13 protein-coding genes are annotated in these 13,246 nt (G+C 66.8%); 4 read left to right on the forward strand and 9 right to left on the reverse strand.

The features are described 5' to 3' along the window. Positions 1-12: 12 nt before the first annotated feature. Genes AC0GNO_RS21955 through AC0GNO_RS21965 form a run of 3 tightly spaced genes read right to left on the reverse strand, consistent with a single transcriptional unit; the run spans position 13 to position 2,338 of the window. Complete coding sequence (locus AC0GNO_RS21955) at positions 13-1,050, reverse strand: 5-oxoprolinase subunit C family protein (protein ID WP_472905520.1); 1,038 nt, start codon at positions 1,048-1,050, stop codon at positions 13-15. Beyond that, positions 1,047-1,793 carry a 5-oxoprolinase subunit PxpB gene (gene pxpB, locus AC0GNO_RS21960; RefSeq protein WP_472905521.1) on the reverse strand — a complete coding sequence of 249 codons (747 nt, stop codon included), beginning with the start codon at positions 1,791-1,793 and terminating at the stop codon, positions 1,047-1,049. The genes AC0GNO_RS21955 and pxpB overlap by 4 nt, the downstream gene beginning before the upstream one ends. Further along, the gene (locus AC0GNO_RS21965; RefSeq protein ID WP_472905522.1) at positions 1,790-2,338 is read right to left on the reverse strand and encodes a winged helix DNA-binding protein; all 549 of its coding nucleotides are present in this window, start codon (positions 2,336-2,338) and stop codon (positions 1,790-1,792) included. The genes pxpB and AC0GNO_RS21965 overlap by 4 nt, the downstream gene beginning before the upstream one ends. 174 nt (positions 2,339-2,512) lie before the next feature. On the opposite strand from AC0GNO_RS21965, the gene AC0GNO_RS21970 reads away from it, so the two are divergent. Genes AC0GNO_RS21970 through AC0GNO_RS21980 form a run of 3 tightly spaced genes read left to right on the forward strand, consistent with a single transcriptional unit; the run spans position 2,513 to position 5,295 of the window. Continuing rightward, positions 2,513-3,487: a TRAP transporter substrate-binding protein gene (locus AC0GNO_RS21970; RefSeq protein WP_472887828.1), complete on the forward strand. Its 975-nt coding sequence runs from the start codon at positions 2,513-2,515 to the stop codon at positions 3,485-3,487. 13 nt (positions 3,488-3,500) lie between these two features. Beyond that, positions 3,501-4,007, forward strand: coding sequence for a TRAP transporter small permease (locus AC0GNO_RS21975; RefSeq protein ID WP_472905523.1), 507 nt, complete (start codon positions 3,501-3,503; stop codon positions 4,005-4,007). Continuing rightward, the gene (locus AC0GNO_RS21980; RefSeq protein ID WP_472905524.1) at positions 4,000-5,295 is read left to right on the forward strand and encodes a TRAP transporter large permease; all 1,296 of its coding nucleotides are present in this window, start codon (positions 4,000-4,002) and stop codon (positions 5,293-5,295) included. Before AC0GNO_RS21975 ends, AC0GNO_RS21980 begins: the two co-directional genes overlap by 8 nt. A 3-nt stretch (positions 5,296-5,298) precedes the next feature. Here the strand turns inward: AC0GNO_RS21980 and AC0GNO_RS21985 are convergent, their stop codons facing one another. After that, positions 5,299-6,567, reverse strand: a complete 1,269-nt coding sequence (locus tag AC0GNO_RS21985) for an NAD(P)/FAD-dependent oxidoreductase (RefSeq protein WP_472905525.1) — start codon at positions 6,565-6,567, stop codon at positions 5,299-5,301. Between the two features lie 47 nt (positions 6,568-6,614). Here AC0GNO_RS21985 and AC0GNO_RS21990 point away from each other — a divergent pair, with 47 nt between their 5' ends. Beyond that, a complete protein-coding gene (locus AC0GNO_RS21990) occupies positions 6,615-7,298 on the forward strand; it encodes an aspartate/glutamate racemase family protein (protein ID WP_472905526.1) in 684 nt (227 codons plus the stop codon). A 107-nt stretch (positions 7,299-7,405) separates the two neighbouring features. Here the strand turns inward: AC0GNO_RS21990 and lapB are convergent, their stop codons facing one another. The 5 genes from lapB to AC0GNO_RS22015 form a co-directional block, all read right to left on the reverse strand. Beyond that, entirely contained in the window at positions 7,406-8,551 is a 1,146-nt protein-coding gene (gene lapB / locus AC0GNO_RS21995; protein WP_472905527.1) for a lipopolysaccharide assembly protein LapB, read from the reverse strand. A 6-nt stretch (positions 8,552-8,557) separates the two neighbouring features. Beyond that, positions 8,558-8,839 (reverse strand): LapA family protein, encoded by a 282-nt coding sequence (locus AC0GNO_RS22000; RefSeq protein ID WP_472887834.1) that lies wholly within the window; start codon positions 8,837-8,839, stop codon positions 8,558-8,560. A gap of 46 nt (positions 8,840-8,885) precedes the next feature. Then, complete coding sequence (locus tag AC0GNO_RS22005) at positions 8,886-9,206, reverse strand: integration host factor subunit beta (RefSeq protein WP_472887835.1); 321 nt, start codon at positions 9,204-9,206, stop codon at positions 8,886-8,888. A gap of 75 nt (positions 9,207-9,281) precedes the next feature. Further along, positions 9,282-10,964 carry a 30S ribosomal protein S1 gene (gene rpsA, locus AC0GNO_RS22010; RefSeq protein ID WP_305722783.1) on the reverse strand — a complete coding sequence of 561 codons (1,683 nt, stop codon included), beginning with the start codon at positions 10,962-10,964 and terminating at the stop codon, positions 9,282-9,284. 182 nt (positions 10,965-11,146) lie between these two features. Next, a complete protein-coding gene (locus tag AC0GNO_RS22015) occupies positions 11,147-13,246 on the reverse strand; it encodes a bifunctional 3-phosphoshikimate 1-carboxyvinyltransferase/cytidylate kinase (protein ID WP_472905528.1) in 2,100 nt (699 codons plus the stop codon).

Consider the following 13,246-nt stretch of genomic DNA (forward strand, 5'->3'; position numbering starts at 1 on the left):
AGGGGCTCCTGGTCAGGGGTCGGCACGTTGCATGCCGTCGATCAGATTGGATGCGTAGAGCGCGTCTTCGTCCACCGTGCCCGGTGGCAAATAGATCTCGCGCGAGGCGAGCCAGCGTTGCCAGCGTTGATGTTCGTCCAGCAAGGCGCGGTGCGCCGCTTCGTGGCTCACGGCTTCAAAGCGCACGCGGATGCCGGGCTTCAGGTGCGCCAGCCGGGGCAGGTCGGCGCTGATCACGGTGGCGATCTTGGGGTAGCCGCCCACGGTCTGGCCGTCGGCGAGCAGCACGATGGGTTGGCCGTTGGCCGGTACCTGGATGGCGCCGGGCGTGACGCCGTCGGACACGATGTCCGCCGCCGCAGCGTTGACGTGCGCCAGCGGTTCGCCCTGGAAGCGCAGGCCCATGCGGTCCTGCGCGGCGGTGGCTTCCCAGTCCTGGCTCAGGAACAACGCGATGGCGTCGGCGGTGAAATGATCCTGCTGCGGGCCGGGCAGCACGCGCACAGGGCCCTCGCTGGTGGTCCACGGAGAACGGCAGCGCCACTCCCTGGGATCCGCGAGCAGCCAGGCGCCGCAGGGCAGTTGATCGCCCGGTTGGAAAGCACGGCCCAGCACGCCATCCAGCCCGGCACGCCAGTAGCTGGAGCGGCTGCCCAGCTGTGGGTCCAGGCGCAGTCCGCCAGCCACGGCCAGGTAGGCACAGCCGCTTTCGGCCGGGCCGGGCAGCAACTGGTCGCCCTCGCGCAGCGTGACGCTGTGCCAGGCGGGCAGGGCGCTGCGGCCGCCGTCGCCGCGCTGGCAGGTGCCACCGATGCGGCCCGCCAGTGCCACGCGCACCGGCCCGGCCTTCACGCGCAGCACGGTGCCCATGCCGCGCAGTTCCAGCACGGCGGCGTCAGGCGGGTTGCCGAGCAGGGCGTTGGCGGCACGTGCCAGCGGTCCGTCGAGCCAGCCGGAGAGCGGCATGCCGTGGTGCCGGTGGCCCGCGCGGCCGCGGTCCTGCACGGTGGTGCCGATGCCGGGTTGCACGATTTCCAGCAGGCCGCTCATCGCTCGGGTGCCTTCAGAAACGTTGCGCGTGGCAGCCCACGAGCGATCTCGGCGGACAGTCGGTCGTGGGTGGCACGGTCCACGGCGTGGCACCGCACCTCGTCGCCGGCCGCGAGCAGGGCCGGCTGCTCGGCGTGGCGCAGGTCGAACAGCACCACCGGCGTGCGACCGAGCAGGTTCCAGCCGCCGGGGCTTTCCCAGGGGTAGACCGCGCACATCTCGCCGGCCACGGCCAGCGATTGCGCGGGCACCTTCTGGCGCGGCGCCGGCAGGCGAGGCATGTGCAGCTCGGGCGGCACGCCACCCATGTACGGGAAGCCCGGCTGGAAGCCCAGCATGTAGACACGGAACGTGGCGGTGAGCAGGCGCTGGATCACCTCGACCTGACTCAGACCTTTGGCTTCGGCCAGGCGCGGCAGGTCGGGCGCGAAGTCGGCGTCGAAACACACCGGCAGGTGCCAGAGGCGGCCGGGCTGCATGGCCTGATGACCGTCTTGCGCCAGCACCCGCAGGCGCTCGCCCAGCGCGGTGGCATCGGCTTCCAAGGGGTCGTAATGCACCGTGAGCGAGCGGAAGGTGGGCACCACATCGGTGATCGATGCCAGCAGCGGTTCCGAACCACGCGCCTGCGCCACGCGCTCGGCCAGGCCCATCACGCGGGCGTTGATGGCAGGGTCGATGGCACTGCCGAACTCCAGCGTCCAGGCGCTGTCGCCGAGGGCGAGCAGGCGGGGGGGCTTCACAGCGATGCCGCGGACCGCGCCGCCTGGTCGTACATGCCCGAGAGCACGCGCAGCAGCCTGGCGAGCTCGCCGATGTCCTTGTTGAGTCCGTCGTCGGCGTGCAGCGCCTGGATCAGGCATTGCTCGCGGATCTCGCGGTAGCGCTGCACGCTGACGCTGCCGGCTTCGGTGGCGGCGTAGGTCACTTCCTTGCCCGACTTGCTGGACACCACCACGCCCAGGCTCACCAGCTTCTTGAGCGAGTAGTTCACCAGGTGCGTGTCCTCGATGTTCATGATGAAGCAGATGTCGGACAGGCGCTTGTCGCGCGCGCGGTGCGAGACGTGGTGCAGGACCAGCACATCCAGCGGCATCAGGTCCTTCAGCCCCGCGGCCGACATGCAATGCACCACCCAGCGGTGGAAGGCGTTGCTGGCCACGATCAGGCCGAACTCGAACTCGCTCATCTCCGCGCTCTGGGGCGAGACCAGGTGCGCCGATGACACGATGTGCGAGCCGGGCGCCTTGGCGGCGGGCGTGGTTGTTGCTTTGGGTGTCTTGGCCATGTGCTCTCCTGCAATGGCGCCGAGTTTAGATTTTTTGCTGATGATTTGCCAACGATTTGTTGACGATAAGGGAAAACACCCATCACAATCCGCCAGCACGGCGCCTACAGTCCGTGCACCCATTCCCCGCAGGGTCTGCCTGCGATCTGTTCCACCCCACCCACCGGAGCTCCCATGAAACGACGCGCATTCCAACTCTCGATGGCCGCTGCCGCCATCGCGTTTTCCACCTCGGCCTTTGCCCAGGCCAAGTGGGACCTGGCCACCGCCTACCCGGCGACCAACTTCCACACGGTCAACATCAGCCAGTTCGCGGCCGACGTGGACAAGGCCAGCGGCGGCAAGCTCAAGATGACGGTGCACGCCAACGCCGCGCTGTTCAAGGCGCCCGAGATCAAGCGCGCGGTGCAGGGCGGTCAGGCCCAGGCCGGCGAGATCCTGCTGGTGAACTACCAGAACGAATGGCAGGTGTTTGGTGCCGATGGCCTGCCGTTCCTGGCCGACAGCTACGACGAAGCGGCCAAGCTCTGGAAGGTGCAACGCCCGGTGCTGGAGAAGAAGCTGGCCGAGCAGGGCATGATGGTTTTGTTCGCCGTGCCGTGGCCGCCCCAGGGCGTGTACAGCAAGAAACCGCTGAACAGCGCGGCCGACCTGAAGGGCATCAAGTGGCGCGCCTACAGCCCGGCCACTGCGCGCATCGCCGAGCTGGTGGGCGCCCAGCCCGTCACCGTGCAGGCGGCCGAGGTCAGCCAGGCCTTCGCCACCGGCGTGACCGAAAGCATGATGTCCAGCGGCTCCACCGGTGCCGACGCCAAGCTGTACGAACACGTGAAGTACTGGTACGACACGCAGGCCTGGCTGCCCAAGAACGCACTGCTGGTGAACAAGAAAGCCTTCGACGCATTGGACAAGCCGACGCAGGACGCCGTGCTGAAGGCCGCCGCCGACGCCGAGACCCGCGGCTGGGCCGAGAGCAAGAAGGCCAACGGGGAAAGCCTGGACAAACTCAAGGCCGGTGGCATGCAGATCCTGCCGGCGCCCGCGCAGCTCAAAACCGACATGAAGCAGGTCGGCGACACCATGCTCAAGGAGTGGCTCGCCAAAGCCGGCCCTGAAGGCCAGGCCATGGTCGACGCGTTCCGCAAGTGAGCCACGGCAGCCCATGCGACGCACGCTGAATGCCTTGTACGACGGCTGCGCCTGGCTCGCGGCGGTGTTCATGATCGGCGTGCTGGTCATGGTGCTGCTGTCGGTGCTGGGCCGGCAGTTCCAGTTCCACGTGCCGGGCACGGACGCTTACGCTGGTTACGCCATGGCCGCCGCCGGTTTCCTGGCCCTGGCGCACACGCTCAAGCGCAACGAGCACATCCGCGTCACGCTGGTGCTGGGCAAGCTCACGGGCCGTGCCCGTCGGGGCCTGGAGCTCTGGTCCCTGAGCGTCGCGGTGCTGCTGTCCGGGCTGTTTGCCTGGTTCGCGGCTCGCCTGGTGTGGCAGTCGATCGAGTTCCACGACATCTCCACCGGCAACGACGCCACGCCACTGTGGATGCCCCAGCTGGCGATGGCGTTCGGCACGCTGGTGCTGTTCATCGCCTTCGTGGATGAGTGGGTGCTGGAAGCGCGCGGCCTGCGTCAACGCCACGACGGATCGGAGACCCGCCATGAATGAAATGGTCGTCACCGGGTTTCTGATCGTCACCCTGTTCGCCCTGCTGGGCAGCGGCGTCTGGATTGGCCTCACGCTGGCCGGCGTGGCCTGGATCGGCATGGAGCTGTTTTCCTCGCGCAGCGCAGGCGACGCGATGGCCGTCACCATCTGGGGCTCGGCCAGCAGCTGGACGCTGACCGCGTTGCCGCTGTTCATCTGGATGGGCGAGATCCTGTTCCGCACCAAGCTGTCGGAAAACATGTTCAAGGGCCTGGCGCCCTGGGTCAATGCGCTGCCGGGCCGGCTGCTGCACACCAACATCCTGGGCAGCACGATCTTTGCGGCGGTGTCGGGCTCGTCGGCGGCCACCTGCGCCACCATCGGCAAGATGACGATCCCCGAGCTGACCGAACGCGGCTACCCGCCGGAGCGCGTCATCGGCTCGCTGGGCGGTGCCAGCACGCTGGGCCTGCTGATCCCGCCCTCCATCGTGATGATCGTTTACGGCGTGGCCGCCGAGGTGTCGATCGCCAAGCTGTTTGTCGCCGGCATGCTTCCGGGCCTGATGCTCGCCGGGCTGTTCAGCGGCTACCTGATGGTCTGGTCGCTGCTCAACCCCGACAAGATCCCCGAGGCCGACCCCGGCATGAGCTTCACCGACAAGCTGCGTGCTTCCAGCGAACTGATCCCGGTGGTGTTGCTCATCGGTGGCGTGATCGGCTCGATCTACGTGGGCGTGGCTACCGCCACCGAGGCGGCCGCCATCGGCGTGGTGGGCTCGCTGGTGCTGTCGGCGTACCAGAAGTCGCTCAACTGGCAGAACTTCAAGGACGCGCTGCTGGGCGCGACGCGCCTGTATTGCATGATGGCGCTGATCCTCGCCGGGGCCGCTTTCCTCACGCTGTCCATGGGCTACATCGGCCTGCCGCGCCACCTGGCCGAGTGGGTCGGTTCGCTGGGGCTGTCGCCGGGGCTGCTGCTGATCGCGCTGGCGCTGTTCTTCATCCTGCTGGGCTGTTTCCTCGACGGCATTTCCATGATCGTGCTGACCATGGGCGTGCTGATCCCGACGGTGCAGGCCGCGGGCATCGACCTGATCTGGTTCGGCATCTTCGTCGTCATCGTGGTGGAGATGGCGCAGATCACGCCGCCGGTGGGCTTCAACCTGTTTGTGCTGCAGGGCATGACCAAGCGCGAGATCAACTGGATCGCCAGCGTCTGCATGCCTTACTTCTTCCTCATGGTGCTGGCCGTGTGCCTGCTGTGGTGGTTTCCGCAGATCGTGATGTGGCTGCCGGGGCGGATGTGAACCTCATGACCGCAGGAAACGCTGCGGCCTGAACGGGTTCGGGTCGAGGGTGGTGGGCTCGCCCAGCATGAGTTGCGCCAGCAACTCGCTGGTGCCCGGCCCGGTGGAAAAGCCGATGTGCTGGTGGCCCAGCGCCAGCCAGACCCCGGGCTGACCGGGGCATTCGCCCACCATAGGGCGGCTGTCGGGCAGGGTGGGGCGGCTGCCCAGCCAGTCGGGTTCAGTGGTGCGTTCACCCAGCGCCAGCGCCTCGCGCGCGGCCCGCTCGGCAGCATTCAGCTGCGCAGGCCGCGGCGGTGCGTGTTGTGCGTTCAGCTCCACCCCGGTGGTCAGCCGCAGCCCTTGCGCCATGGGCGCGAGCACGTAGCCGGCGGCGGTGTCGTACACCGGCCGGTTCAGCGCCGCGCCATTTGCCGGCGTGAAGTGCCGGTGGTAGCCGCGCTCGAAGCCCATGGGCAGCTTCAGTCCGACATGCTGTCGAAGGAAATCGCGCGACCACGGGCCGAGCGCGATCACGACGTGATCGGCACGCAGGGTGCGCCCATCGGCTGTGGCGACGGACCAGCAAGCGTTGTCTTGTTGCAGGTGTGTGGCCTCGGTGGTCTGCAGCTGTCCACCCAGTTCCACCAGCCACCGCGCGTAGGCGCGCACCAGCTCACCCGGGCTGTCCACCGAACTGGCGTCTTTCACCCACAGGGCCTTGCGGAAGATGGGCTGCAGGTGCGGTTCCAGATCGTGCAGTTCGTGCGGGTCCAGCACGGCGGTGGCGACGCCGAAGCGGGCCAGCGTCTCGCGTCCGAAGGCGCCCGATTGGAAGCCGGCTTCGCTGCGGTAGAGGAACAGCCAGCCCTCGTCGCGGCGGCGCTGCGCGACACCCGCCGCGTCCATCCATCGGTGGTGCACCTCACCCGAGTACCGGATCAGCGCGTCCAGCGCGGTGGTGGTCTCGCGGAAGTCCTGTTCGCGCGCATGGGACAGGAACGACAGACCCCAGCGCCATTGGCCCAGCATCCACAGTGGGTCGTAGCGGAAGCCCGGGCTGTGCCCGCGCAGCAGACCCGGCAGCTGAGGCCACAGCCGGGGGTGGTTGAAAGGCATGAGCGAGCTGCGCGCCAGCACGCCAGCGTTGCCGTGCGAAGTTGCGGCGCCCGGACCCAGCGGGTCGATCACGGTCACGGCCAGGCCGCGCTGGCGCAGCGAGAGCGCACAGCTGATGCCCACCACGCCGGCGCCCAGCACCACCACCTGTTGTCCAAGCCTTGCCTGCGTCATGCTTCCATGTTCCCATCGTTGGTGTTTTCAACCCGCAGCTTATCGCCATGAAGGACACGAAGACCGTCGCCGAGGGATGCCTGGGCGTGATCATGCTGGACACCCGTTTCCCGCGCCCGCCGGGCGACATCGGTAGCCCGGACACCTGGACACGCGCTGGCATCCCGGCGCGCTTCATCACCGTGCCGGGGGCCTCGGCCCGGCGCGTGGTGCAGGCGCAGGACCCGGCGCTGCTTGAACCCTTCGTGGAGGCCGCCCGTTCGCTGGCCGGTCAGGGTGCCCGGCTCATCACCACCAGTTGTGGCTTTCTGGCCAGCTGGCAGGCCGAATTGCAGGCGGCGGTGGACGTGCCCGTGTTCACCTCCAGCCTGCTGCAATGCGCCCGGCTGCCGTCACCGGGCATCGTCACCTTTGATGCAGCCTCGTTGCATGCCGGGTTGCTGCAGCGGGCGGGCGTGCCGGCGGGTACACCCGTGGAGGGTCTGCCTCCTGGTTGTGAGCTGCAGTCGCGCATCCTGGCCAACGACACCAAGCTGGACCTGCGGCAGGCATCGGACGATGTGGTGGAGGCCGCGATGCGATTGGTGGAAAAGCATCCCGAGGTGCAACACCTGGTGCTGGAGTGCACCAACATGCCACCGTACCGGGCAGCCGTGGCCCAAGCCACCGGAAGACCGGTGCACGATCTGGAATCCTGGCTGCTGGAAATCTGGCGCGGGCAACGCGTTTGAAGTGGAGGGGCGGCCCAACCCAGAACGCCGCGGAACCGGCTCCGCCGGGCCGCCAGCGTTGCCCCCCAGTGGGGGGTGACGCGCCGCAGGCGCGGCGCGGGGGGGCGTCAAAGCTCCTCTACGCGCCGTGCCGGATAACTGTCCCAGCTCTGGCAGCCCGGGCATTGCCAGAAGTGCTGCCGGGCCTCGAAGCCGCAGGCTGCACAGCGGTAGCGTCTGAGTGGATTGCTGGCCTGCTCCAGTGCACTGTGCACCGGTTTCTGTGCGCGCGGGTCCGACAGGGTTTCGCCGACCAGCCACTGGGTGGCCACCACCAGCGAGGGCTCCCGCTCCAGGTGGTTGAGGTAGCGGGCACGGGCGCTTTCAGCGTCGGGGCTCAGGCGGGCCAGGGCTTCGGTCACATCGAGCGAAGGCCCATGTTCGTGGGCGGCCTGCAGCAGCACCAGAACCTCGGCCTGCCGCCCGGTTTGCTGCGCCAGTTCCGCGAGCGCATGGGCGGCCAGCGGCAGGCCTTGCGGCGCCTGGTGCGCCAGCTGTTTCAAGGCGGCCAGTGCACCGGCGGTATCGCCTTGCTGGGCTTTGAGCGCAGAGAGCGCCATCCAGCCCCGGGGCAACTGCGGCGCGTGCTGCACCGCCTCACCCAGCAGGCGCTGCGCCAGCGTGGTGTCACCGTTTTTCTGGGCCAGTTCGGCTTCTTCGCACTGGTAGTGCGCCAGTCGGGTGGTGAAGCTGCCCTGTTCGGCCGCTTCGAGGCGTTGCGCAATGGTCTGGGCCTGGCGCCAGTCGCGTGAACGTTCGTAGATGGACAGCAGCGCCAGCAAGGCTTCGCCCTCAAAGGCCGAACCTTCGAGCTTGTGCAGGGCGGCTTCGGCGCGGTCAAGCAACCCGGCCTTGAGGAAGTCCAGCGCCAGCGCGTGCTGGGCGCGGTCGCGGTCTTTGCGGTTGATGTCGGCGCGACCCAGCAGGTGTTCGTGCACACGCACGGCGCGGTCGTAGTCGCCCCGACGGCGAAAGAGATTGCCCAGCGCAAAGTGCAGTTCGGCGGTGTCGGGGTCGCCCTGCACGGCTTCGATGAAGGCATCGATGGCCTGGTCCTGCTGCTCGTTGAGCAGGTGGTTCAGGCCCCGGAAATAGGCTTTGGGTGTCTGGCGGCTCTCGATGCGCCACTGCCGCAGATCGAGTCTTGAGGCGATCCAGCCGAGTGCAAACGCGATGGGCAGGCCCCAGAGCAGCCAGGTGAGGTCAAGATCCATGTGGCGTTACGGCGCGGGGGGCGTGAGGGTGTCAGCGCCAGCATCTGACGCGCTCAGGCGGGACGGGGCCTGTTGGCGCGCACGCCTCGCGCGCAGCCACAGCGGCAGCATCACGAGCACGCCCAGGCTCACACCCATCAGCAGGGCGATGAACAGCACCAGCACCAGCGGTGCCTGCCATTGGGCGCCAAAGAACAGGTGCAGCGTGACCGCGTCCTGGTTGTTCAGCGCGAACGCGAAAAGCACAAAAAAAATGGCTGCGTTGAGCAGCCACATCAGGTATTTCAAATCATCCCCTCTGTGGTGGGACGATTGTAACGATCCAGTCTCTTGATCAGTCCGCCTTTTTCGGCTCGCGACCCAGGATCTCGGCGGTCTTCGCGTCCACCTGTTCACGCAGGGCTTTGCCTGGTTTGAAGTGCGGAACGCGCTTCTCCGGAATCATCACGCTCTCGCCCGAACGCGGGTTGCGTCCGATGCGGGGTGAGCGGCGGTTGACGGAGAAACTGCCGAAGCCCCGGATTTCAATCCGGTGCCCTTTGACCAAGGCATCGCCCATCGCATCGAGGATCGCTTTGACGGCGTACTCGGCGTCGCGTTGGGTGAGCTGGCCAAAACGGCCGGCCAGTGCTTCAACGAGGTCGCTACGGGTCATGTCTGGGAAGGGGTTTGAAGGCTGACGGGCTGGTCCGGGCAGGTGCTGTGAAACACCCGCCCGGATTCAGTCGGCTCAGTTGTTGTTGTCGAGCTTGGCGCGCAGCAGGGCGCCCAGGCTGGTGGTGCCGGCGTTTTCACGGGCCGACTGCTGGCTCAGGGACTGCATGGCTTCGTTCTGGTCAGCCATGTCCTTGGCCTTGATCGACAGCTGGATGTTGCGGGTCTTGCGATCCACGTTCATCACCACGGTGGTCACTTCGTCGCCCTCTTTCAGCACGTTGCGCGCGTCTTCCACGCGGTCGCGGCTGATTTCGGAGGCGCGCAGGTAACCCAGCACGTCTTCGCCCAGATCGATCTCGGCGCCCTTGGCGTCAACCGTCTTGACCTTGCCGGTCACGATGGAGCCCTTGTCGTTCACCGACACGAAGGTGGTGAACGGGTCGCCGTCGAGCTGCTTGATGCCCAGGGAGATGCGCTCGCGCTCCACGTCGATGGCCAGCACGATGGCTTCGACTTCCTGGCCCTTCTTGAAGTTGCGCACGGCGGCTTCGCCGGTTTCGTTCCAGGACAGGTCGGACAGGTGCACCAGGCCGTCGATGCCGGCAGCCAGACCCACGAACACGCCGAAGTCGGTGATCGACTTGATCGGGCCCTTGACGCGGTCGCCGCGCTTGGTCTGCTCGGCAAACTCGTGCCAGGGGTTGGCGCGGCACTGCTTCATGCCCAGGGAGATGCGGCGCTTGTCTTCGTCGATGTCGAGCACCATGACTTCGACTTCGTCGCCCAGCGACACCAGCTTGGACGGGGCCACGTTCTTGTTGGTCCAGTCCATTTCAGAGACGTGCACCAGGCCTTCGATGCCTGGCTCCAGCTCAACGAACGCGCCGTAGTCGGCGATGTTGGTGATCTTGCCGAACATGCGCGTGCTTTGCGGGTAGCGGCGTGCAACGCCCATCCACGGGTCATCGCCCATCTGCTTCAGACCCAGGGAAACGCGGTGCTTCTCGGTGTCGAACTTCAGGATCTTGGCGGTGATTTCCTGGCCAGCCGTCACCACTTCGCTCGGGTGACGGACACGGCGCCAGGCCATGTCGGTGATGTGCAGCAGGCCATCGATACCACCCAGGTCCACGAACGCACCGTATTCGGTGATGTTCTTGACCACGCCGTTGACGATGGCGCCTTCCTTCAGCGTGTCCATCAGCTTGGCGCGCTCTTCGCCCATGGAGGCTTCCACCACGGCGCGGCGGCTCAGCACCACGTTGTTGCGCTTGCGGTCCAGCTTGATGACCTTGAATTCCAGGGTCTTGTTTTCGTACGGGGTCAGGTCCTTGGTCGGACGGCTGTCGACCAGCGAACCCGGCAGGAAGGCGCTGATGCCGTTGACCATGACCTTCAGGCCGCCCTTGACCTTGCTGGAGGTCGTGCCGGTGACGAATTCGCCGGACTCGAGCGCTTTTTCCAGCGACATCCACGAAGCCAGGCGCTTGGCCTTGTCGCGCGACAGCAGGGTGTCGCCGAAGCCGTTTTCAACGGAGTCGATGGCGACCGACACGAAGTCGCCCACCTGGACTTCGAGCTCACCCAGATCGTTCTTGAATTCGGCGAGCGGCACGTAGGCTTCGGACTTGAGGCCAGCGTTGACCACCACGTGGCTGTGTTCGATGCGAACGACTTCAGCGGTGATGACTTCGCCCGAGCGCATTTCAGCGCGTTTCAGGGACTCTTCGAACAGGGCGGCAAAAGATTCAGACATTGAATTTCCTAAAACCACTCAGCGTCGGCGCAGCAACCACGTTGAGGTGGCTGGAACGGGTAACGACGGTTGGGCGGCGTTGACATTGCGGTGCGTGGCACCGCGGGGTTAAGTGAAAGAACCGTCGGGCCTGCGGGCTGTGAACGCCCGGCTGTGCCGTCTGGGCCATCAGGGTGGCGTTTTCAGAGCTCCGAAAACACCGTTTTGCCTTGCCACCAGTTCAGGACTTGCTGTACCGATTGTTCGATACCCAGTTCGGAGTTGTCCAGCAACAAAGCGTCTTCAGCGGGCTTGAGTGGCGCGTGGGCACGGGACGAGTCCCGGTGATCGCGCATTTTCAAGTCTGCCAAAAGACTGTCGATATTAGCAGCAATTCCCTTTGAAATCAATTGCTTATGCCGCCGTTCGGCGCGCTGCCCGGCGCTGGCGGTCAGATACACCTTGAGCGGGGCGTCCGGGAAGATCACCGTGCCCATGTCGCGCCCGTCGGCCACCAGGCCAGGCAGGCGCCTGAAGCCCAGCTGCAGCGCATTCAGGGCGGTTCGCACGGCCAGGTGCTGCGACACCCGGGACGCCATGCCGCCGGTGGATTCCAGGCGCAGGGGGTCGGTGATGTCGCGGCCCCCCAGAAACACCTTGTGATCGCGGAACGCCAGTGGCAGCTGCGCGGCCAGGTGGGCCAGGGCGGGTTCGTCGTCCAGATCGATGCCCGCGTCCTGCGCCGCCAGGGCGGTGGCGCGGTACAGCGCACCGGAGTCCAGCAGGTGGTAGCCCAGGCGCTGGGCCACTTCGGAGGCCAGTGTTCCCTTGCCCGAAGCCGTGGGACCGTCGATACAGATCACGGGGATGACCTGGGCCGGGGTTTCGCAGACCTCAAACAGGGTTTCGAAGTAGTCCGGGAAGGTTTTGGCCACGCACTTCGGGTCTTCGATGCGCACCGGCAGGCCGGCCGGGTTGAACGCCGCCAGCGAGAAGCACATGGCAACGCGGTGGTCGTCGTAAGTGTGGATGGAGGCTGCTCTCCACTCGGTTGGCGGTGTGATTCGGATGAAATCGGCACCTTCCTCCACCGTGGCGCCGAGCTTGCGGCATTCCGTGGCGATGGCCGCGATGCGGTCGGTTTCTTTGACCCGCCAGCTCGCGATGTTGCGCAGCGTGGTGATGCCATCGGCATACAGCGCCATCACAGCCAGGGTCATGGCCGCATCGGGGATGTGGTTGCAGTCAAGGTCGATGGCCTTGAGTGGCCAGGCGCCGCGCCGTATGTGCAGCCGGTTGGCTTCGCCGGAGACCTCGGCGCCCATCTGGCGGGCGGCTTCGACGAAACGGATGTCGCCCTGGATGGAGGACAGGCCCACGCCCTCGATGGTGATGCCATCGGTGCCGGGAGTTGGCGTTGCCAGCGCACCCAGTGCGATGAAGTAGCTGGCTGAAGACGCATCGCCTTCAACGGGAATGCGCCCGGGCGAGGTGTAGCGGCTGCCGGCGGGAATGGTGAAACGTTGCCAGCCGTCGCGGCGAACCTGCACGCCGAAGCGTTCAAGCAGGTTGAGCGTGATCTCGATGTAGGGGCGCGAGATCAGCTCGCCCACCACCTCGATGACGATGTCCCGTCCCGTCGCCGGGCCGCCCCAAGACGGGACAGCCCCCTCGGGGGGCAGCGAGGACACGTCAGTGCCGAGCGTGGGGGCACGGTTCGTGGCGACCAGGGGCAGCGCGAGCAGCAGGGCCGTGAGGAACTGGCTGGACACGTCGCCTCGCACGCGGATCGGCTGGTCGAGCGCCAGTGTTTGAGGGACGCCGTTGCCCAGCCGCAGCGGCGGGTAACCTTCCTGACCCAGGCAGTCCACCGGGCAGCCCAGTTGGCGCAGGGCATCCACCAGATCGCCGATCGGACGCTCGTGCATGCGGGCGATGCCACTGAGTTCAAACGCACCGCCGTGCACGCTGGCCAGCAGCGCCAGCGCGGCGGTCAGCGGGCGCATGGCCGTGCCGGCGTTGCCCAGGAAAAGCAGCGCCTGCTTCGCGGGCAGTGCGCCGCCGAGCCCGTGCACCCGCAGGGCGCCGTCGGACTGGGGTTCGATGCGACAGCCCAGCTGGGCCAGCGCGGCCAGCATCACCCGGGTGTCGTCCGAATCCAGCAGATCGGCGATGTCGGTGTGGCCGACGCTCAGGGCCGCGAGCAGCAGCACGCGGTTAGAGATGCTTTTGGAGCCGGGCAGGCGAACGATCCCGCCTGCGGTGTGCAAGGGCGGAACGTCAAGGTGGTCGATGGCGTACAT

This window comes from Hydrogenophaga sp. L310 (genome assembly GCF_055703065.1).